Source organism: Lentzea sp. NPDC036949, assembly GCF_055608075.1.
In genome coordinates this window covers 299,381-319,575 of record NZ_JBVJRA010000007.1, presented here as the reverse complement: position 1 = coordinate 319,575, position 20,195 = coordinate 299,381, and the positions used below count along the sequence as shown (strand labels likewise).

The window sequence follows — 20,195 nt, the reverse complement described above, 5'->3', positions numbered from 1 at the left end:
TGCGGCACTGCCGCAGTCGCACGTGTCCGCGCGGCGCTCAACACCACTTGTCACCGTTCGGGGCGCTCGACAAACTCGGCGGCAGGAAATCCACTGCGATATTCGACAGCGAGAGAGGTGTGCCATGGGCAGTCAGGCCGATCCCGATGCCGAAGGCGGAGGGCTGACCGAAATCGCCGGTCTGCCCGCGTTCGACCGGACTGATTCCGCTGAAAGCGCGGTGATTTCCAGGTTGGTTGGAAATTGGCACCGGCGCGCGGCGGTGAAGCGCGCGGAACCGGACGTCCACGCGTTGTTCGACCCCGACCGCCCGGACTTCCGGGTGGACATGGTGCCGTTCAGCGCCCACCCGGTGTGGGAGCGGTGGTCCGACGCGCAACGGTCGCGCATGACCAGCTGGGGCTGGATCGCCTACAACCGCAACACGGTCCTCATCGAGCAGGGCATCGCGAACCCGGGCTTCCAGCTCGTCGCGTCCGGTGAGTACCCCGGCGCCGGCGGCCAGGAGCTCGAGCTCGCCATCGCGCAGGCGATGGTCGACGAGCAGTACCACACGCTCATGCACATGAACGGCAGTGCGACCACCCGCCGGATGCGCCGCTACGAGTTCTCCGACCGCGTTCTGCCGGACTCGCTGATCACCACCATCCACGACGAGCACGTGGACCGCTGCGCGGAACGCTGGGAGCGCAGCCTCACCACGCTCGCGTTCGCGACCGTCGCGGAGATCTCCATCAACGCCTACCTGGACCTGCTCGCGAACGACGAGGACATCCAGGTCGTCAACTCCACCACCGTGCGCCTGCACAACCGGGACGAGTACTGCCACGCCTCGATCTCCGGGGAGATCCTCAAGCAGGTCCACGACGTCCTGCCCGCGCACCAGAAGCGGTTCGTGCTGGACAAGGTGGTCGCGGGCCTCGCCGCGTTCGTCGCTCCCGACTTCACCACCTGGGAGACCATCGCGGACTTCGAGGGGCTGCCCGGCTGGGAGAAGGCCGCCGCCGAGATCCGCGAGGAGCAGGGCGGCACGCACCTGGTGCAGGACCACTCCGGTGTGCACGCGCTGCTGTCCGAGATGGACGTCCTGGACCAGGTGGAGTTCGCGTGGGGCACGACCGCGGCGAAGCAGGGCTGACCGCGGTGGCCACGACACCGGTCCTGCGCGAGGACGCGGTCGCCGTCCGCGACCTGTTCAGCTTCCTGCGCGACCTCGGCCTCGACTGCGACGTCAACCCGTGCGCGGCCGCGTTGGGCGTGCTCGCCACCGACCCGCGCGACACGGAGGACTTCCTGCGGGAGCTGGGTGTCACCGCCGCGCTGGGCAACCTCATCGGCGTTCCCGAGCACGAGGTCAAAGCCACCTGCGTCGTCCACGACACCCGCGTGACGGGCAGCCCGGACGACCTGGCCGAGGTGACCACCGCCTACCACAACACCCGGCCGCTGGGCCTGGACGAAGCCGTCCACGTCGCCTTCTGGCCCCACGACGACGGCCGGCACCTGGTGTTCGCGAAGTTCAACCACATGGTCGTCGACCTCGCCGACGTCGTGGTGTTGCTCGGACAGCTGCGCGCACACCTGCGCGGTGAGCCGGTGAAGCGGCCGGGGTCGCGCTACCGGGACCACTCGGGAATGCTCGCCCGCTTCGCCGCGCTGCCGGCCGCCGACCCTGAGGTGGTGCAGCGGGAGCTCGGAGCGCTGCCGACACCCGGCCGACCCGGTGTGCCCACGATCTCCGGCAGCTCCGAGCGCTGGCTGCCCCTGCGCCCCGGCCTCTCGTTCGACGACCTGCTGGCCGCGGTGACCGCCACCGTGCTGCGGGTGGTCGGCGGAGGACTCGTGCTGCAGTACCCGTTCTCCCGCTGGGACTTCGCCCGCAGGGGCGGCTACTTCGTGGAGATCCGGCCGCTGGTCGTGCACCGGGAACGCGCAGGCGAGTACACGCCGGAGCACTTCGCCGCCACCAGGGCGCGGCTGGAGGGGCTGGGCCGCTACACGATGTCCGACCTCACCGCGTTCGCCACCGCGTTCAGCCGGGGCCGGATGCCGCGGATCGTCGTCTCGGACACCACCTTCATGCGTCCAGAGCCGCGCGACTGGGACTGGGTGCGGGTGCGCAGCGACCGCGTCTTCGAGGACCTGAAGTTCCTCGCCGACCGCTCCTTCCCCGGACCGCCGCTGATGAAGCTGCAGTACAAGAGCCGGTTCATCGGCGAGGACACCGTCGCGGTCGTCCTCTCCGAACTCGAACAGCGAATTGGAGCCCTCCGTGCGACTGCCTGACCTGCTGAGCGGTGCGTTCGCGCGCCACGCCGACCGGGTGGCGTTGCGCTGTGCCGGTCGCGAGTGGACCTACTCGGAGCTGGACCGGATCACCGGCGCACTGGCCGCGCGGATCGGACACGAGTGCCCGCCCGGCCGCCGGGTGCTGGTGGTGGGCGAGCACTCCGCCGAGTCCGTGCTGTGGGCGCTCGCGGCACTGCGCAGCCACGCCGTGCACACCCCGGCCAACCCCGCGTTGCCCACGGCGAGGTTCGTGGAGTCGGCGCGCGTCGCCGACCCCGGTCTTGCCGTCTGCTTCGACGACGACTCGCTGGCGAAAGCCGCGGCGGCGGGTGTGCCCGCCCTCGACACCCGCACCGTGCCGCTCACCGCCTCGGCGGCCGGCGTGCCGGACGCCGGTGACAGCGCGGTCGCCTACTCGATCTTCACCTCCGGTTCGACCGGCACGCCCAAGCTCGTCGACGTGGGGCACGGCGGCCTGCTGAACCTCTGCCGGTCGCTGACCCGCCTGCTGGACATCGGTCCCGGGCAGGAGGTCGTGCAGTTCGCCTCGCTGTCCTTCGACGCCTCGATCACCGAGATCGTCGTGCCGCTGCACGCGGGTGCGACCGTCGTCGTGCCCGCCCGCGGCGTGCAGTCGTGGCTCGGCGCGCTGTCGCAGCACCTGGCGGAGCACGGCGGTGACCTGATCATGGTGCCGCCGTCGGTGTACGCCCGGCTCGGCGAACGGGCTCAGCGCAACGTCCGCAAGGTGCAGTTCGCGGGTGAGGCGCTGGGCAAGGCGGAGTTCGACACGGCCGCGCGCCACAGCCGCGTGTTCAACGCCTACGGCCCGACCGAGGGAACCGTGTGCTTCTCGGTCGCCGAGCTGACCGAGTTCGCCACCACGATCGGCACGCCCATCGACGGGTTCTCCGCACTGGTGCGCGACCTCGACACCGGCCGGTTGACCGAGTCGGGCATCGGCGAGCTCGTGATCGTCGGTGACGGGGTGGCGCTGGGCTACGTGGGCGGGGACCCGCGCGAGCGGGAGAGGTTCGGCGAGGTGCGGGGCAGCCGCGCCTACCGGACCGGCGACCGGGTCGCGCTGGACCGGGGTGGCCTGACCTACATGGGCCGCGTCGACGAGCAGGTCAAACGGCTGGGGCACCGGGTCAACCTGGCGCACGTGGAGTTCGCGCTGAGCGCGCACCTCGGAGTGCAGGTCGCCATGGTGCAGCTGGACGACGAGCTCGTGCTCGCCACGACGGAGGCGCCGGACGGCGAGGACGCGCTGATGGTCCGGCTGCGGCAGCTGCTCCCGGCCTGGGAGGTGCCGGACCGGGTCGCCGTCGTTCCCGAGTTCCCGTTGGCGACCAGCGGGAAGCTGGACAAGAACGCGCTGGGTGAGCTGCTGGCCGAACCCACGACCGCGCCCGGCGGCGCCCGCGGTGAGGAACTGGGCCAGGTGCTCGACGTGGTTGCCGCGGTGCTCGGCCAGGAGGTCGGTGCGGACGTGTCGATCTTCGACGCGGGCGGCAGCTCGCTCGCGATGATGCGCATCCAGGTCAAGCTGGCCGAGCTGTTCGGCCAGCAGGCGGTGGAGGCGGCGTTCGAGGCCATGGAGTACGACTTCGTGGCCGCGGACTTCCTGCGGCACGTGCGCGGCGAGGAGGTCGTGCGCGACCTCTCCCCGGCGGAGCTGGCCTTCCGGCAGGCGGAGACCGAGCTCGCGGCCCTGCGCGCGGAGCTGCCAGAGCTGCGGCGCGGCGCGCCCACCGGTCCGGGCCCGGTGCTGCTGACCGGTGCGTCCGGGTTCATCGGCGGGCACGTGCTGGAACGGTTGCTCGACGACGGTCACCGCGTGCTGGTGGTCAGCACCAGCAGCGCGCAGCGGCTCAAGGCGGGCCACGCCGCCAGGTTCGGCCGGCCGGAGGCCGGACTCGGCGCCGTGGAGGTCATCGGCTACCCGGAGCTGGAACGCCACCTGGCGCAGGGCACCGGGCCGGCGGTCGAGGCGGTCGTGCACTGCGGTTACGACGTCAACCACCTGCTGCCGCTGGACCGGCACATGTCCGGCAGCGTGCGCACCACCGCTCTCGTCGTGCGCGCCGCCGCCGCGTGGGGCGCTCAGTCGTTCGCGTTCCTCTCCGCGGCGTCCGCGGGAGAGCGGTTCGGCACCTTGTCCGCCCAGGCGCTCACGGCGGTGGGCGAGCCGTACTCGCGTTCCAAGCTCATCTGCGAGTCCTATGTGGACGCGTTGGCCGCCGTCGGGTGCGCGGGCGCCAGCTATCGGGCAGGTCTGGTCTACGGCCACGGCGAGACGGACAGGGCGTTCCTGCGGGACGACTGGTTCTCGTCCCTGCTCGACCTCTCGGTCCGCCTGCGCGCCCTGCCCCGGCTCGACGGGTACGTGCCCGTCTGCGACGTCGGTCTGCTGGTCGACGCGCTGCTGGCCGGCGTGCAGGGCGCACCCGCGCGTTCCCAGGTCGTCGTGCACCGCACCTACGGCCTGGCGGACCTGCTGGCGGTCACCGGGCTGACCGAGTCCGACGTCGTCGACGTCGGCGGCTGGTTCGACCTTGCCAGGGCCGGCGGAGCGGCAGACCCGAGGGTGCTCGCCGCGACGCAGTCGGCACTGGGAGGACGGGGCTGGCGGGAAGCGCGCCACGAGACCGACCGCGACGTGCTCGCGGACCTGCTGGCCCTGCTGCCGGGCACGTCCGTCGTGAGCGCCTGACCCCCGACGCACGAACGGAGCCCCGAAATGCGCTACTACCTGCGTGACGACGTCGCGGTCGAACCGGTGGTCGCCGGCTGGTACGGCTGGTCGTACCTGCTGCCGCCGCAGACGCTGGCCCGCTTCCTCCGCAACAGGTTCACCCCGATCATGGAGTCCTATTCGGACTCCCCCGAGGTGCACGCCGCCGCGGTGCGCCAGCCCCGCATGCACGGCGGCCCGTGGGTCCACGCCCACGAGCACTACGACACCATCGTCAGCTGGTGGCGTGACACGGCACCACGACGGGCGAAGCTGGACGAGCTGTTCGAGGCGATCCGGCAGCTGGAGGACGAGATCCTGCCCCGCTACACCGGCCAGTGCCTCGACCCGGTCTACCGGGAGCTGCCCCCGGCACTGGCCGGCCGGGTCGAGGTGTTCTACGGCCGGGACAACCACAGCCCGGACTACCGGTTCATCGAACCGCTGATGTACGCCTCGGAGTACTACGACAAGAGCCTGCAGCAGGTGCGGTTCTCCTTCGTCACCGAGGACGCCAGGGAGTTCGCGCTCACCACGCCGATGCTGGAGTACACCCCGCAGCAGCTGCTGGTCGACGTGCCGCTGGACTCGCCGCTGCTCGACCAGGTGTTCCGCGGCGGCCTCGACGACGCGGGCCTGCACGAGCTCACCGTGAACCTCGGCCTCACCGGGGAGCGGGCCCAGCGCTTCGCCGGGTACTTCACCCTCGCGCAGGTGCCGGAACCACGGGACGAGCAGTCCCTGCCGGACGTGCTCGACTACGCGGGCCACGCCTGCGTGTTCATCCGCCACGAGGGCGGCACGTTCCTCATCGACCCGGTGCTGAGCCACACCGGGTACGAGGGTGAGACCGAGGGCAGGTTCACCTACGCGGACCTGCCCGACCGCATCGACCACGTGCTGATCACGCACAACCACCAGGACCACATGCTGTTCGAGACGCTGCTGCGCATCCGCCACCGCGTCGGCACGGTGCTGGTCCCCCGCTCCACCAACGCGAGCCTGGTGGACCCCGGGCTCGCCGGAATCCTGCGCAGGCTCGGGTTCACCGACGTGGTCGAGGTCGACGACCTGGAGGCCCGCCCGTGCGGCACCGCGACCGCGATCGCGTTGCCGTTCCTGGGCGAGCACGGGGACCTGCGCATCCGCAGCAAGACCGGCTGGTTGCTGCGGCTGGGCGACCGGCAGGTGCTCTTCGCCGCCGACTCGACCAACGTCTCCCCCGCCACCTACGCCGAGGTCGTCGCGCTCGTCGGCCGGGTGGACACGGTGTTCATCGGCATGGAGAGCATCGGTGCGGCCGCCAGCTGGATCTACGGCCCGCTGTACCCGAAGCCGCTGTCGCGGCGCGAGGACCAGAGCCGCAGGCTCAACGGATCGGACTTCGAGCAGGCGAAGTCCATCGTGGACGCACTCGGTCCGAGCGAGGTCTACGTCTACGCCATGGGACTCGAACCGTGGCTCGGCACCGTCATGGCGATCGAGTACGACGAGGAGCACCCCGCCATCGTCGACAGCGATCTGCTGGTCAAGTACGTGGTCAACCAGGGCAACGCCGCCGAGCGCCTGCACATGCGCAGGACCCTGACCCGGTAGCGCGTTCCCGCCCGAGACAAGGCGCAGCGCATGCGAACTCTTCTGATCGACAACTACGACTCGTTCACCTACAACCTCTTCCAGTACATCGGTGAGGTCGCCGGCCGCCCGCCCGTGGTGGTCCGCAACGACGCGGAGTGGTCCGACATCGACCTCTCCGAGTTCGACGCCATCGTGGTCTCCCCCGGTCCCGGTCGTCCCGGACGGCTGAAGGACTTCGGCATCAGCGCCCGCGCGGTGCTCGACAGCGACCTGCCGGTGCTCGGGGTGTGCCTGGGGCACCAGGGCATCGCGGAGCTGTTCGGCGCCACGGTCGCACTGGCCCCGGAACCGATGCACGGCCGCGTGTCCCAGGTGCGGCACACCGGCGAGGACCTCTTCGCCGGCCTGCCCTCGCCGTTCACCGCCGTGCGCTACCACTCCCTGGCCGTCACCGACCTGCCCGCCGAGCTCGACGCGACGGCGTGGACGGACGACGGGGTGATCATGGGGCTGCGGCACCGGCACCGGCCGCTGTGGGGGGTGCAGTTCCACCCCGAGTCCATCGGGAGCGAGTACGGCAGGGAGGTCCTGGCCAACTTCCGCAGGCTGGCCCTCGCCCACGAGCGGGCCGCCCACGAGGTCCTGGTGCGCCGCGTCGACGTGGCGCCGGACGGCGAGTCGGTGCGGGAGGCCTGCTTCGCCGGCGCGCGGTCGACGTTCTGGCTGGACAGCAGCGAGGTGATCGACGGGCTGTCCCGGTTCTCGTTCCTCGGTGACGACAGCGGTCCGCTGGCCGAGCACATCACCTACCGGGTCGCCGACCAGACCGTCACGGTGCGGGACGCGCACGGCCGCACGACCCACGTCCGGCAACCGTTCTTCGACTACCTCCAGGAACAGCTGCACCGCAGGAGGGTGCCCGCTCCACCGGGACTGCCGTTCGAGTTCAACCTCGGCTACGTCGGCTACCTGGGCTACGAGCTGAAGGCCGAGACGATCGGGGAACCGGCCCACGTCTCGGCGCATCCGGACGCGGCACTGCTGTTCGCCGACCGCGCGGTGGTGCTCGACCACGCGGAGGGGTGCTGCTACCTGCTGGCACTCGCCGCGCCGGGTGCCACGGCGTGGCTCGACGACACCGAGGCGAGGGTGCTGGCGATCAAGCCGGCGACGGCCCGCGGGCGTGCGATCGCGCTGGCGGCACGGGACTGGGACTCCTTCGGCAAGGTCGCGATGCCGCGCCACGACAAGGACGCCTACCACGACCGCATCGAGGACTGCCTCGCCGAGATCCGGGCCGGGGAGTCGTACGAGATCTGCCTGACCAACATGATCACCGTGCCCTCCCGCGCACGGCCGGACCGGCTGTACTCGGCGCTGCGGGAGATCAGCCCGGTGCCCTACGGGGCGTTGCTGGAGTTCCCGGAGCTGGCGGTGCTCAGCGCCTCCCCCGAGCGGTTCCTGACCGTGGGCGCGGACGGCGGCGTCGAGTCGAAGCCGATCAAGGGCACCCGGCCGCGCGGCGGCTCCCCCGCGGAGGACGCCGCGCTGCGCGCCGACCTGCTCAGCCGGGAGAAGGACCGCGCGGAGAACCTGATGATCGTCGACCTGGTCCGCAACGACCTCAACGCGGTCTGCGCTGTCGGGTCGGTGCACGTGCCGCTGCTGTTCGACGTGGAGACCTACGCCCCGGTGCACCAGCTGGTGTCGACCGTCCGCGGCACACTGCGGCCCGGTGCGACCGCGGTGGAGTGCGTGCGGGCGGCGTTCCCCGGCGGCTCGATGACCGGTGCGCCGAAGAAGCGCACCATGGAGATCATCGACCGGCTGGAGGACGGTCCGCGCGGCGTGTACTCCGGCGCGCTCGGCTGGTTCTCGCTCAGCGGAGCGGCCAACCTCAGCATCGTCATCCGCACCATGGTGCTCACGCCCGGGGTGGCGGAGTTCGGGGTGGGCGGCGCCATCGTGGCCCTGTCCGACCACGAGGAGGAGTTCACCGAGACCGTGGTCAAGGCGGGCGCGCTGCTCGCCGCGCTCGACCGGGCGGCGGGTGCCGCGCATTCGGCCGGCACGGTCGCGGGTGAGGTCGCGTGACGGCGCTGCGGCACGCGGTGGTGGCCGGGGGCGGAGGTGCGGTCGGCGCGCTGTTCGCCGCCCTTCTGAGGGACAGCGGCGTGACCGTCACCGCGGTGGACCTCGGCCCCGGCGACGGCGACGTCCTCCAGGGCGACATCACCGCACCGGACGCGGTGGTCGCCGCCGCCGTCGCCGCCGCGGACCTGGTGGTGCTCGCGGTGCCGGAGCCGGTGGCGCTGCGGGCGGTGAAACCGCTGGCCGGGCTGCTCGGACCGGGCGCGGTGCTCGCCGACACCCTGTCGGTGAAGTCGCGGCTGAGCGCCCGCCTCACCGACCTGCCCGGCGAGGTGCAGGTGGTGGGCCTCAACCCCATGTTCGCCCCCGACCTGGGCATGGCGGGCCGGCCGGTGGCCGCCGTGGTGGCACGCGGCGGACCGGGTGTCGACGCACTGCTCGACCTCGTGCGCCGGTGGGGCGGGCGGGTGGTGCGCTGCACGTCCGGCGAGCACGACGCCACGGCGGCCGCCACCCAGGCGCTGACCCACGCGACGGTGCTGTCCTTCGGGCTGGCGCTGGCCAGGCTGGGGGTGCCGGCGGATCGGCTGGCCGCCACGGCACCGCCACCGCACCTGACCCTGCTGGCCCTGCTCGCCCGCATCACGAGCGGCCGGCCCGAGGTCTACCTGGACGTCCAGGAGGCCAACCCGCACGCGGCGGGTGCCCGGCAGGCGCTCGCGGACGGCCTGCGCGCGTTCGCCGCCGCCGTGGAGGAGGGCGAGGCCGGTGTCGCGGCCGCCTTCGGTGAGATCCGCGCCCTGCTCGGCGACAGGTGCGCCGAGCACGAGCGGCGCGCGCACGACGTGTTCACGACCATGCACTGCCACGCTGAGGAGCTTCGATGACCGAACACGACGGCCTTGCGCAGTTGCGCGAGGAGCTGGACCGCCTGGACGCGGAGCTGCTCGACATCGTCCGCGGCCGGCTGGACTGCGGCCTGCGCATCGCGGCGTACAAGTCGGCCAACGAGGTCCCGATGATGCAGCCCCACCGGGTGCGGCTGGTGAAGGAGCGCGCGGCCCGGTACGCCGCGGAGCACGGGATCGACCCCGGTTTCCTGGTGCGGCTCTACGAGCTGCTCATCCAGGAGATGTGCCGGGTCGAGGACGTCGCGATCGCCGCGGCCGCCGGGAGCGGCAGGTGACCGCCGCCGACCGGCTGGTCCCGGTCCTCGACTCCCCGGCCGCGCTCGTGCGGGCGGAGATGGCCGCACGCACCGCACGGCAGCAACCCGTCTGGCCGGACCAGGACGCCGTGGACGGGGTTGAAGCCGAGCTGGCCGGACTGCCCGGTCTCACGACCGAGGACGAGGTGGTCGACCTCGCCCTCGGCATGGCCCTGGTCGCCGAGGGCGCCGCGCTCGTGCTGCAGGGCGGTGACTGCGCGGAGCGGTTCCACGAGGCCGTGCCCGAACTGGTGCGGCGCAAGGTCGACCACCTGCAGGGGCTCGCCGCGATGATGCGGGCGGGCAGCGGGCTCGCGGGCGTGGCGGTGGGCAGGCTGGCGGGGCAGTACGGCAAACCCCGGTCCTCACCGTTCGAACCCGACCCGTTCGAGACCGGGCTGATGGCCAGCTACTGCGGTGACGCCGTGAACGACCCGGAACCGGACCCGTTGCTGCGGGTACCCGACCCGCGCCGGCTGCGCACCGCCTACGACTGCTCGCAGGTCGTGCTGCGCGAGGTGCGGCGGGCCTGGTGGGGAAAGCCGTTGGAGGAACGCGTCTACACCGCGCACGAGATGCTGCTGATGCCCTACGAGCGGCCATTGGTGCGTGACGGCGTACGTGGTGCGTACAGCGCGGGTACGCACTTCGGCTGGATCGGCGAGCGCACGAGGGAGATCGGGGGCGCCCACCTGGCGCTCGCGGCAGGGGTGCGGAACCCGCTGGGGGTCAAGATCGGTCCCACCGCGACACCGGACGACGTCGTGGCGCTGACCCGGCACCTCAACCCGGACGGTGTTCCCGGCCGGTTGAGCCTGATCCTGCGCTACGGAGCGGAGCAGGTCGACGAGCTGCTGCCCGCCGTGGTCGCGGCGGTCGCCAGGAGGGGCACGCCGGTGGTGTGGCTGTGCGATCCCATGCACGGCAACGGGCTCAAGCTGCGCGGGGTCAAGACCCGGCTGATGGCGGCGATGCGGGCAGAGGTGACGTCGTTCGTGCGGGTCGTCGCCGGGTACGGACTCCGCCCCGCCGGGTTGCACCTCGAACTGACGCCGGACCCGGTGACCGAGTGCGTGTCCGGAACGGACGACGAACCGTCCTTCCCGGACTACCGGTCGACCTGCGACCCGCGGCTCAACCCGGAGCAGTCGGTGGCGCTGATCGCCCACTTCCTCGACCGGCTGGCCTGGACCGGGTGAACGCTCAGGGGGTCACCCGCGGGCGACCCCCTGAGCCGGGATCACACCGCCTGCACCTCGGCGCGCTGTCCGGCGCCGGCCCTGGTGCGCGCGGCCAGCAGCCCGGCACCGCCGACCAGCAGGGCCGCGACCACCAGTGCGGCGCTGACCAGCAGCGGAGAGCGGAAGCCCGCGCCCGCGCTGATGGCCGCACCTCCCAGCACGGGTCCCACCGCGGCGCCCACGTTGAGCGCCGCGGTGGCGAAACCACCCGCGAGGGTCGGAGCGCCGGCGGCGGAGTAGAGGGCCTGGGAGATCAGCGTCGAGCCGACCGCGAACGAGAGCGTGCCCTGGATGAACATGAACACGAGCGCCACGACCGGGTTGCCCGCCGTGGCCGCGAACACGAGCCAGCCGGCGAGCAGCGCGACGGCACCGACCGACAGCAGGCCCGTCGGGTTGCTGTCGGCGAACTTGCCGCCGAGCGTGACACCGGCGAACGAGCCGAGGCCGAACAACAGCAACGCGAGCGGCACCCAGCTCGGCGACATGCCCGCGACGTCGGTGACGACTGGGGCGAGGTACGTGAACGAGCAGAAGGTCGCGCCGTTCACGAGAGCGCCCAGCACCAGCACGATGATCAGGCGTGGCGTGCGCAGCGCACGCAGCTCGTGCAGTGCGCTCGGGGCGTTGGGATCGGGCGCGGTGCCCGGAACCGACCGCAGGATGGCGAACACCGGCGGCACGGACAGCACCGCGACCGCCCAGAACGCGGAACGCCAGCCCCACAGCTCACCCATGTACGCGCCCGCGGGCACGCCCGCGATGCACGCGATGGTCACGCCGCTGACCAGGACCGCGGTCGCCTTGCCCTTGGTCTTGTCGTCGACCATCGAGGCCGCGGCGGCGATGCCCACGGCGAGGAAGCCGGCGTTGGCGAGGGCGGCGACGACCCTGGTGACGAGCAGGACCGAGAAGCTGTCGGTGAGTGCGCCGACGACGTGCATCAGCAGGAAGACGACGAGGAACGCCAGCAACGAGGTGCGGCGCGGCCAGCGCAGGCTCAGCATCGCCACCACGGGCGCGCCGACGATCATGCCGACGGCGAAGGCGGAGATCAGCGAACCCGAGGCGGGGATCGACACGCCCAGCTCGACGGCGATGTCGGGCACGAGCCCGGACAGCATGAACTCGGACATCCCCATGGCGAAGACCGCCAAAGCGAGGACGTACACGGCAAGAGGCATTTCAGAACTCCTGGAACCGCAAGAGAAGAGGTGTCAGCCGGCGGTGCGCGGTGCGCGCACGGCAGCGCCCCGGAACGAATCCGGGGTGTGGGTGATCTCGATGCGGTGGCTGGGACCGGAAAGCCCGGACAAGGGCGAGGTCCACGTGCGTCAGCGCCGGAAGAGCGCGACAGCGACGAACGCCACCGGAGAGGTCCGGTGGCTACCTACTGGAAGCCTCTGGGCTGGACACGCCGGTCAACATACCAACGCCGTTCCCGCGTTGTCCAACCGCTTCCACCCGAACGACCGACGACCGATCCCGGAGTGACTCCCCCATGACCCCACTGAACACGCTCCTGTTCCTGTTCGCGCTGGCGGTGGTCCTGGTGGCCGCCCAACTGCTGGGCGCGCTGGCCAAGCGGCTCGGGCAGCCCGCCGTGGTCGGCGAGATCGTCGCGGGTGTGCTGCTCGGCCCGACGCTGTTCAGCGGCGCCGTTCCCGCCGCGCTCTTCCCCGCGGACGTCCGGCCCGGCCTGACCGCGCTGGCCAGCGTCGGCGTCGCGGTGTTCATGTTCGTCATCGGGCTGGAGCTCGACCAGAAGCTGTTGCGCGGCAAGGGTGGTGCCGCCACCGGTGTGGCCGTGGGGGCCATCGCGCTGCCGTTCGGCCTGGGGTGCCTGCTGGCACTGCACCTGGCCGGCGACCACGAGCACCGGGGACCGCTCCTGGCGTTCGTCCTCTTCTTCGGCGCGGCGATGTCCATCACCGCGTTCCCGGTGCTGGCGCGCATCCTGGTGGAGCGCGGCCTGCACCGCACGAACGTGGGAGGGCTGGCCATCGCGGCCGCGGCGATCGGTGACGTGGTGGCGTGGTGCCTGCTGGCCGCGACGCTGACCTTCGCCGCGGGCCGGAGCGCCTGGCAGACCGTGCTCGTCGTGCCGTACGTCCTGGTCATGCTGTTCGTCGTGCGTCCGGTGCTGGCACGGCTGGCGGCCGCGCACCAGCGCACCGGCCGGGCCCTGCCCGCGGGTGCGCTCGCCGGTGTCGTGGTGTTCGCGGTGGTGTCCGGCGGGGTGACCGAGTGGCTGGGGCTGCACTTCATCTTCGGGGCGTTCTTCGCGGGCGCGGTCGTCCCGCGTGCCGGAACGGAGAGGCTGCGCGAGGAGGTCATCGGCCGGGTGGACCCGCTGGGCTCGGTGCTGCTGCCGGTGTACTTCGCGGTGGCGGGCCTGGGGGTCAATCTGTCCACAGTGGACCTGAGTGGCGCCGGCGAGCTCGCGCTGATCCTGCTCGTCGCGATCGCCGGCAAGTTCTTCGGCGCCTATCTCGGCGCCCGCGCGTGCGGCCAGGACGTCCGGCACGCCCGCACGCTCGCCGTCCTGATGAACACCCGCGGCCTCACCGAGCTGATCATCCTGGGCGTCGGCCTGGAGACCGGGCTGCTGGACGCCTCGCTGTACTCGCTGATGGTCGTCATGGCGGTGGTGACCACGGCGATGACCGGCCCGCTGCTGAGCCTGGTCCACCCGCGCACGCGCGTCAGCCCTCCGGACCGCTTCCTGCCGGCGACGAAGTCCTGACCCACCAGGAGAACTCACCGTGACCAGTTCCTTTTCCCTCTTGGACTCCCCGCTCCCACCCCTGGCCGTCGGCACGATGTACTTCGGCACCCGCGTGCCCGCCGCACAAGCGCATGTTCTGCTGGACCACGCGATCGAGCTCGGCGCATCCTTTGTGGACACGGCGAACAACTACGCGTTCTGGCACCCCGGCGCCACCGGCGACGAGTCGGAGAACTGCATCGGCGACTGGCTGGTGAGCCGACGGCGCAGGGACCGCGTCACGCTGGCCACGAAGGCCGGTGCCCGTCCGTCCCACCCCGGCGGCGACCTGTCCACCGCGCTCGGGCTGAGCGCACCGGCGGTCACGGCGCAGGTCGAGGCGAGCCTGCGGCGGCTGCGCACCGACCACGTCGACCTCGTGTACGCCCATGTCGACGACCGCTCGGTCGCACTGGAGGAGACGGTCGGGGCACTGCAGGACCTGGTCGCGCGGGGTCTCACCCGGGCCATCGCCTGCAGCAACACGTCCGCCGCCCGCCTGTCGGCGGCACTGGCACTACCGGGACCGCGCTACGCGGCGGTGCAGAACCGCTTCACCTACCTCCAGCCCGATCCCGGCCACGACCCGGCCCCGCACGTGCTGCTGGACGACGAGGTGCTCGCGGCCGCGAGCGCGGGCCGCGTCCTCCCCGTGGCGCACTCCGTGCTGCTCGGCGGCGCGTACACCCGCCAGGACCGCCCCCTCCCGGCCCCCTACCTCCGGCCGGGCATCGCGGCCGCGTTGTCCGTGCTGGACGACGTCGCGGCGGAGCACGACCTCGACGCCGGGCAGGCGGTGCTCGCCTGGATGGTTCGCCGTCCGGCCGCCGTCCTGCCGATCGTCGGCTGTTCCACGCCCGCTCAGCTGGAATCGGCGTGGCGAGCGGTGCACACGCCGTTGTCCGACCGCGCGGTCGAGGCCCTGGAGGCCGGCCGGTCGTCGTGACCAGGGCGGTGGAGGCGGCCGGTCCTGTACTCCTTCTGCGACCGGAGGCGTCAGGACGGCGGCTCGATGCGGCCGGGAGGGCGCGGTAGATTGGGAGCGCTCCCAGAACGTGTCCTCCACACCCTGCTCGAGGAGCCGAACCATGTCGCGACGGCGTTGTCGCCGGTCCGCCCTGCTGGCCGGCCTGCTCATCCTGGCCTCGTCCGCGTTCCCGTCACCCTCGTCGCCGGCGGCCGGCACCGCCGCAGCCGAGACGTACCGCACCCGCGCGGTGCCACTCACCCAGTTGACCGTGGTGTCCGAACGGGTGGCGTCCGGTCTGCGGCGTCCGATCGCGATCACCGGGCTGCCGGACGGGCGGATGCTGATCGCCGAGAAGGACGGCACCGTCCGCGCCTACCACCCGGACACCGGCTTGGCGGCCGAGCCGGTGCTCGACCTGACCGCCCGCATCGACACGTCGGACAACGAGCGCGGCCTCCTGGGCATCACTCCCGCGCCGGACTTCGCGCGGACCGGACTCCTCTACGTGGCCTACACGAGCCTGCCGGCCGGCGCGCTCACCCTGGCCCGCGTGCCCCTCGGCGCCCCGGACCGGTTGCAGGTGCTGCTCACCCAGGCGCACGCCGAGTACGGCAACCACAACGGCGGACAGGTCGCCTTCGGCCGTGACGGGTACCTCTACTGGTCGACGGGCGACGGCGGCCACGCCGACGACCCGTTCAAGTCCGGTCAGGACCTCGGCACCCTCCTCGGCAAGATCGTGCGGATCGACGTCAACCGCACCTGCGGGGCGCAGCCCTACTGCGTGCCCCGCAACAACCCGTTCGTCGGCGTGCGAGGCGCGCGGCCGGAGATCTGGCTCTACGGGCTGCGCAACCCGTGGCGGTTCTCCGTCGACCCCGTGGACGGCTCGCTGTGGATCGGTGACGTCGGCCAGGGCCTGGTGGAGGAGGTCAACCACATCCGCCCGTGGCAGGGCGGGGCGAACCTCGGCTGGTCCTGCCGGGAAGGCACCCCGGTGTTCGACCAGGGGCAGTGCAAGCCGGGCGTCCGGTACACCGACCCGGTCTTCGAGTACGACCACTACAACGACAACTGCTCGGTGACCGGCGGCGTGGTGTACCGGGGTTCGCGGACCCCGCAGGCACGGGGGACCTACGTGGCGAGCGACTACTGCTCGACCCGCGTGTTCGCCGTGCGCCCCAGGTCCGACGGCGGCTACGACACCGCCACGATCGGCAACTTCCCCACCCAGCCGAGCGCGATCGGCACCGACGTGCACGGTGAGCTGTACGTGCTCAGCGACCTGCCGGGAGGGCTCAGCCGGGTCCGGTTCGAACTGGTCCAGCCGGGTCAGCGCTGAAGTCCCGGCGTGCGTTGACCACGCCGGGACGGTCCTGACGGACGCCCTGCCCGTTCGGATCCGGTCGGCCCGCTGACCCCCGTCGCGACCAGGGCCGGGGTCGCGGCGAGGGTCAGCAGGCCGAGCGCGGGGTACGCCCAGCCGAGCGCGGCCAGCGGCCAGGGCCGCGGGACCTCCCAGATCGACGGCTGCTGGTCGATCAGGAACGTGATGACGTCCGAGCCGGTCACGACGACCCACGCGCCGGCGAGCCACCAGGCTGCGCGGCCGGTGACGCCGTGCACGAGCCACAGCACCACCGGGATCGCCCACAGCCAGTGGTGGCTCCACGAGATCGGCGAGACCAGCAGGCCGAACAGCTGCACGGCGAGCACCGCGGCCAAGGTGTCCGAGGCGCGCACGGCCGAGCGCAGCGCGAGACCGGTCAGCACCGCGGACACGGCCACCGCGAGCAGCCACGGCCAGGACATCCCGACGTCGTGGCCGAGCGAGCGGGACAGGGCGCCGCGCAGCGACTGGTTGATCGCGGACCCCACCGGGCCCACGCGGTCGGCCGCGCCGAGCAGCTCGAACCAGTAGCGCCACGAGTCGGCCGCGGACACGGCGAACCCGGCGGCCACGGTCAGCGCGAAGCCCGCGAACGACCAGGCCGCGGCCGCCCACCGGCGGGTGACCAGGAAGTACAGCCCGGAGATCGCGGGTGTCAGCTTGAGCCCGGCGCCGATCCCGACGCTCAGGCCGGCCACCGAGCTCCGCGCGGCGACCATCGCGGCGAACACGAAGGCGACCAGCACGAGGTTGATCTGCCCGAAGTCGAGGGTCTTGCGCACCGGCTCACACCACAGTGCGAGCCCCGTCCACAGCAGCGCGCGCCGCGGGTCGTGGGTGGTCTTCGCGGACAGCAGGCGCAACGTCGTGCGCACGATCCACCACAGGCACAGCAGCGACAGCAGCTGCCAGACGACCCGTGCCGCGAGCCACGGCAGCGCCGACAGCGGCAGGAACACCACCGCCCCGAACGGCGGGTAGGTGAACGGCAGCGGGAAGTCCGCCGTGAACGGCATGGTGAGCGCGTACAGCCGGTCGGTCAGCACGTTCGGCGCGAGGCTCCAGTACACCCTGAGGTCGATCATCCCCCAGCTCGCGGGGAACGTCAGCCGCCAGGCGTAGCCCGCCAGCGACAGCCCGAGCACCAGCGGCGCGAACCGCAGCACCCGGGCCTCGACGACGCGGAACCGTTCACTCACCCGTACCTCCCACGACACAGCAGCCGGCCGCCGCGGTGACAGCCGGGCGCGGGTCCATGGTGTCGTGGGGCCCGCCTGTAGCACGAACCGGTGGTTTACCTGCGGTGGGAGAACCGCGTGACGTTTCACGGCCGAAGGTGTCCTAGGGAGTGACACGGACGAACAGGTGGGAGCAGCCATGAGCGTCGAGGCCGCCGCCGCACTCGACGATGCCACGCTGGTGGCGCGGTCCCGGGACGGCGACATGCGCGCCTACGAGCTGCTGGTGCGCCGCTACCAGGGGCAGATGTACCGGCTGGCGTTGCGGGTGGTGGGCAGCGCGGGTGATGCGGAGGACGTGGTGCAGGACGTGTTCCTCACCGCGTGGCGCAGGCTCGGGCAGCTCAAGGACGACGGCGCGTTCGTCGGCTGGCTCTACCGCACGGCCACCAACAGGTGCTTGAACGTCCTGCGGCAGCGCAGGCCGGTGGCCGACGTGGAACTCGACGAGCAGCCGTCGGCGGCGCCGCGGGAGCGGCCCGACCGGGCGGTGGAGGTGAGCGCGCAGATGGACGCGTTGGCCGTGGCGTTGCGCGGGCTGACTCCGGAACAGCGCGCGTGCTGGGTGCTGCGGGAGGTGCACGGGCGGTCGTACGACGAGATCGCCGAGGCCATCGGCACCACGCAGCAGGCGGTGCGCGGAAGACTCGCGCGTGCGCGGGCACAACTGGCGGAGGTGATGGCGCCGTGGAGGTGACGGCGGACTACGCCCTGCCGTGCGGGCGGGACGTGGAGCAGGTCTGGGAGGCGATCGAGGTCGCCGACGAGCACACGCGCCGCTGCCCGCACTGCTCGGCGGTGCGGGAGAGCCTGCTGGTGCTGCGGGCGGCGACGGAGGAGATGGCGCGCGATCGCGTCGAGCCACCGTCCGACCTGGTCAGCAGGGTGATGTCGGCGGTGCGGGCGGACGCGCGGCGCGGTGAGGTGCTGCCGTTGCCGAGCGCGGGGGCCGACCCGGCGCGGATCAGCACCCAGGCCATCGCGGCGGTGCTGCGGTTCGCGGCGGACGGCGTCGACGGCGTGCGCGCCCGCGGGTGCCGCGTCCGCGAGGCGGTGGAGTCGAGCGAGTCCGACCCGGTGATCGAGGTGGAGCTCGGCATCGCGATCGTGGCCGGGCACACCTCCGCGCAGACGTTCGACGTGGTGCGGGAACGGGTGATCGCGGCGGCCACGGCGCGCATCGGCGTGCGGCTCGCGCGGCTGGACCTCGTCGTGTCCGACGTGCTCGAAGGGTGAGCGGGGTGCTCGAAGGGTGAGCGGGGTGCTCGAAGTTCTCGAAACGGTCGTGGCGGCACCGGTGGTGGCCGCGGTGGCGGTGCACGCGGCCGAACGCGTGCCGGGGGTGCGGGTGCAGCCGGGGGTGGCGGGGCTCGTCGGCTCCGTCGTCCGCAGTGCCCGCCAGCAGGTGAAGGGGCTCACCCCGGCGCCGGTCGAAGGCGTCCGGGTGCGGTACGCGGACGCGGCGGTGCTGCTGGAGGTGGACGTGGTGATCTCGGGTGAGGACCAGGCCGCCGCGGTGGCGCGGGCGGTGCAGCGGTCGGTGCGCGCGGCGGTGCCGCGGCTCACCGGTGTCGAGGTGGCCTCGGTCCTGGTGACGGTGGTGGACGTCGCGTGCTGATCGCGGAGGAACTGCTCAAGGCGCTGCGCAAGGTCGACGGGCTGCGGCCGTCGACTCCGGTGCTGTCGGTGCGCGTGCCGTGGGACGTCGACGGGCTCGCGGTGGACGTGGCCGACGACCTGGTGTGCGTGCGGGTCGTGGCGACGCGGCTGCCGCTGCCCGCGCTGCTGGCCGAGGCGGGGGTCGTGCTGCGCGCGGTTCTCACCGGCACGCGGTGGGAGTCGGCGCGGCTGCGCCTCGTTGTGACCGATGTGGACGGAGACGCGCTCGCACCGGGTGGCCCCGATCACCCGATCAGGCCGTGACGATGTCCGGATGACGTTGTCGTACAAGGTGTCGACGGTGCTTCGGAGGAAGGAATGACGATGACCACGCAGACCTCGGAGAAGAACAGCACGGCGCTCGCCCCGGCCGGCAGGCTTTCCAGTGACCGGGGCTCGACCACCATCTCGGAAGTGGTGGTGCAGAAGGTCGCGGGCCTCGCGGCGCGGGAGATCAAGGGCGTGCACGCGCTCGGCGGCGGTGCCACGCGGGCGTTGAGCGCGCTGCGCGAGCGGATCCCGGGTGCCACGGCCAGCGCCGGCCAGGGCGTGTCCGTCGAGGTCGGCGAGCGGCAGGCCGCCGTGGACCTGGAGCTCGTCGTCGACTACGGCGTGCCGATCGCGGACCTCGCGAAGTCGGTGCGCGGCAACGTGATCGCCGCGATCGAGCAGATCACCGGCCTCGACGTGGTCGAGGTCAACATCAACGTCAACGACGTGCACATGCCGGCCGAGGACGACGGCACGGAGCCCGAGACCGGCACCGGCCGGGTCCAGTGAGCCAGGCCCGCCGCCTCTCCGTCGGGGGCGGGGCGGCGGGTTTCCCTTCGTGGCAAAGGAGAATGGCAGTGAGCACGACCGCACTGGGACTGCTGACGGGGCTGGCTCTGGGCCTCGCGGCGGCGTTCGGCGGCTTCAGCGCCTTCCTGCTCGTGCTGGTGTTCGGCGCGCTCGGCCTGGTCGCCGGCCGCGTGGCCGAGGGCAAGCTCGACCTGGCGCAGCTGCTCGGCAGGGACAGGGACTGAGCC

Annotated in this window: 20 protein-coding genes; 17 read left to right on the top strand and 3 right to left on the bottom strand. The window is 72.3% G+C overall.

Features of this window, described 5'->3' with window-relative positions:
• Positions 1 to 37 precede the first annotated feature (37 nt).
• Positions 38 to 289, bottom strand: coding sequence for a hypothetical protein (locus tag ACZ7CD_RS21810; protein ID WP_360391853.1), 252 nt, complete (start codon positions 287 to 289; stop codon positions 38 to 40).
• Here ACZ7CD_RS21810 and ACZ7CD_RS21805 point away from each other — a divergent pair.
• Genes ACZ7CD_RS21805 through ACZ7CD_RS21770 form a run of 8 tightly spaced genes read left to right on the top strand, consistent with a single transcriptional unit; the run spans position 263 to position 11,101 of the window.
• Positions 263 to 1,138 carry an AurF N-oxygenase family protein gene (locus ACZ7CD_RS21805; RefSeq protein ID WP_360391856.1) on the top strand — a complete coding sequence of 292 codons (876 nt, stop codon included), beginning with the start codon at positions 263 to 265 and terminating at the stop codon, positions 1,136 to 1,138. The genes ACZ7CD_RS21810 and ACZ7CD_RS21805 overlap by 27 nt on opposite strands.
• Positions 1,108 to 2,286: a hypothetical protein gene (locus tag ACZ7CD_RS21800; RefSeq protein WP_458431102.1), complete on the top strand. Its 1,179-nt coding sequence runs from the start codon at positions 1,108 to 1,110 to the stop codon at positions 2,284 to 2,286. The genes ACZ7CD_RS21805 and ACZ7CD_RS21800 overlap by 31 nt, the downstream gene beginning before the upstream one ends.
• Positions 2,273 to 5,005, top strand: coding sequence for an AMP-binding protein (locus ACZ7CD_RS21795; RefSeq protein ID WP_470379578.1), 2,733 nt, complete (start codon positions 2,273 to 2,275; stop codon positions 5,003 to 5,005). The genes ACZ7CD_RS21800 and ACZ7CD_RS21795 overlap by 14 nt, the downstream gene beginning before the upstream one ends.
• A gap of 27 nt (positions 5,006 to 5,032) precedes the next feature.
• Entirely contained in the window at positions 5,033 to 6,622 is a 1,590-nt protein-coding gene (locus tag ACZ7CD_RS21790) for an MBL fold metallo-hydrolase (protein WP_470370978.1), read from the top strand.
• A 30-nt stretch (positions 6,623 to 6,652) separates the two neighbouring features.
• The gene (gene pabB, locus ACZ7CD_RS21785) at positions 6,653 to 8,698 is read left to right on the top strand and encodes an aminodeoxychorismate synthase component I (protein ID WP_360391866.1); all 2,046 of its coding nucleotides are present in this window, start codon (positions 6,653 to 6,655) and stop codon (positions 8,696 to 8,698) included.
• Positions 8,695 to 9,582 carry a prephenate dehydrogenase/arogenate dehydrogenase family protein gene (locus ACZ7CD_RS21780; protein ID WP_360391869.1) on the top strand — a complete coding sequence of 296 codons (888 nt, stop codon included), beginning with the start codon at positions 8,695 to 8,697 and terminating at the stop codon, positions 9,580 to 9,582. Before pabB ends, ACZ7CD_RS21780 begins: the two co-directional genes overlap by 4 nt.
• Complete coding sequence (locus tag ACZ7CD_RS21775) at positions 9,579 to 9,881, top strand: chorismate mutase family protein (protein ID WP_360391872.1); 303 nt, start codon at positions 9,579 to 9,581, stop codon at positions 9,879 to 9,881. The genes ACZ7CD_RS21780 and ACZ7CD_RS21775 overlap by 4 nt, the downstream gene beginning before the upstream one ends.
• Complete coding sequence (locus ACZ7CD_RS21770; protein ID WP_360391875.1) at positions 9,878 to 11,101, top strand: 3-deoxy-7-phosphoheptulonate synthase; 1,224 nt, start codon at positions 9,878 to 9,880, stop codon at positions 11,099 to 11,101. The genes ACZ7CD_RS21775 and ACZ7CD_RS21770 overlap by 4 nt, the downstream gene beginning before the upstream one ends.
• A 41-nt stretch (positions 11,102 to 11,142) precedes the next feature.
• On the opposite strand, the gene ACZ7CD_RS21765 is transcribed toward ACZ7CD_RS21770, so the two are convergent.
• Positions 11,143 to 12,327 carry a Cmx/CmrA family chloramphenicol efflux MFS transporter gene (locus ACZ7CD_RS21765; protein ID WP_360391878.1) on the bottom strand — a complete coding sequence of 395 codons (1,185 nt, stop codon included), beginning with the start codon at positions 12,325 to 12,327 and terminating at the stop codon, positions 11,143 to 11,145.
• A gap of 317 nt (positions 12,328 to 12,644) precedes the next feature.
• Here ACZ7CD_RS21765 and ACZ7CD_RS21760 point away from each other — a divergent pair, with 317 nt between their 5' ends.
• The 3 genes from ACZ7CD_RS21760 to ACZ7CD_RS21750 all read left to right on the top strand — a co-directional run bounded on the left by ACZ7CD_RS21760 (position 12,645) and on the right by ACZ7CD_RS21750 (position 16,222).
• Positions 12,645 to 13,889, top strand: coding sequence for a cation:proton antiporter (locus tag ACZ7CD_RS21760; protein ID WP_470379577.1), 1,245 nt, complete (start codon positions 12,645 to 12,647; stop codon positions 13,887 to 13,889).
• Between the two features lie 40 nt (positions 13,890 to 13,929).
• Positions 13,930 to 14,856 (top strand): aldo/keto reductase, encoded by a 927-nt coding sequence (locus ACZ7CD_RS21755; RefSeq protein ID WP_470379576.1) that lies wholly within the window; start codon positions 13,930 to 13,932, stop codon positions 14,854 to 14,856.
• Positions 14,857 to 14,998: 142 nt separating this feature from the next.
• The gene (locus tag ACZ7CD_RS21750) at positions 14,999 to 16,222 is read left to right on the top strand and encodes a PQQ-dependent sugar dehydrogenase (RefSeq protein ID WP_470379575.1); all 1,224 of its coding nucleotides are present in this window, start codon (positions 14,999 to 15,001) and stop codon (positions 16,220 to 16,222) included.
• Here the strand turns inward: ACZ7CD_RS21750 and ACZ7CD_RS21745 are convergent.
• Positions 16,213 to 17,469, bottom strand: coding sequence for a mannosyltransferase (locus ACZ7CD_RS21745; protein ID WP_470379574.1), 1,257 nt, complete (start codon positions 17,467 to 17,469; stop codon positions 16,213 to 16,215). The two genes, ACZ7CD_RS21750 and ACZ7CD_RS21745, sit on opposite strands and share 10 nt — an antisense overlap.
• A 178-nt stretch (positions 17,470 to 17,647) precedes the next feature.
• On the opposite strand from ACZ7CD_RS21745, the gene ACZ7CD_RS21740 reads away from it, so the two are divergent.
• From ACZ7CD_RS21740 to ACZ7CD_RS21715, 6 genes are all read left to right on the top strand, one after another.
• Positions 17,648 to 18,205 (top strand): RNA polymerase sigma factor, encoded by a 558-nt coding sequence (locus tag ACZ7CD_RS21740; protein ID WP_360391920.1) that lies wholly within the window; start codon positions 17,648 to 17,650, stop codon positions 18,203 to 18,205.
• Complete coding sequence (locus ACZ7CD_RS21735) at positions 18,196 to 18,744, top strand: Asp23/Gls24 family envelope stress response protein (protein WP_360391922.1); 549 nt, start codon at positions 18,196 to 18,198, stop codon at positions 18,742 to 18,744. The genes ACZ7CD_RS21740 and ACZ7CD_RS21735 overlap by 10 nt, the downstream gene beginning before the upstream one ends.
• A gap of 25 nt (positions 18,745 to 18,769) precedes the next feature.
• The gene (locus ACZ7CD_RS21730) at positions 18,770 to 19,126 is read left to right on the top strand and encodes an Asp23/Gls24 family envelope stress response protein (RefSeq protein ID WP_360391925.1); all 357 of its coding nucleotides are present in this window, start codon (positions 18,770 to 18,772) and stop codon (positions 19,124 to 19,126) included.
• Positions 19,120 to 19,431 carry a hypothetical protein gene (locus tag ACZ7CD_RS21725; RefSeq protein WP_360391928.1) on the top strand — a complete coding sequence of 104 codons (312 nt, stop codon included), beginning with the start codon at positions 19,120 to 19,122 and terminating at the stop codon, positions 19,429 to 19,431. Before ACZ7CD_RS21730 ends, ACZ7CD_RS21725 begins: the two co-directional genes overlap by 7 nt.
• Positions 19,432 to 19,485: 54 nt before the next feature.
• Positions 19,486 to 19,947: an Asp23/Gls24 family envelope stress response protein gene (locus ACZ7CD_RS21720; RefSeq protein WP_360391931.1), complete on the top strand. Its 462-nt coding sequence runs from the start codon at positions 19,486 to 19,488 to the stop codon at positions 19,945 to 19,947.
• Between the two features lie 68 nt (positions 19,948 to 20,015).
• Positions 20,016 to 20,192: a hypothetical protein gene (locus ACZ7CD_RS21715; RefSeq protein ID WP_093600157.1), complete on the top strand. Its 177-nt coding sequence runs from the start codon at positions 20,016 to 20,018 to the stop codon at positions 20,190 to 20,192.
• Positions 20,193 to 20,195 lie beyond the last annotated feature (3 nt).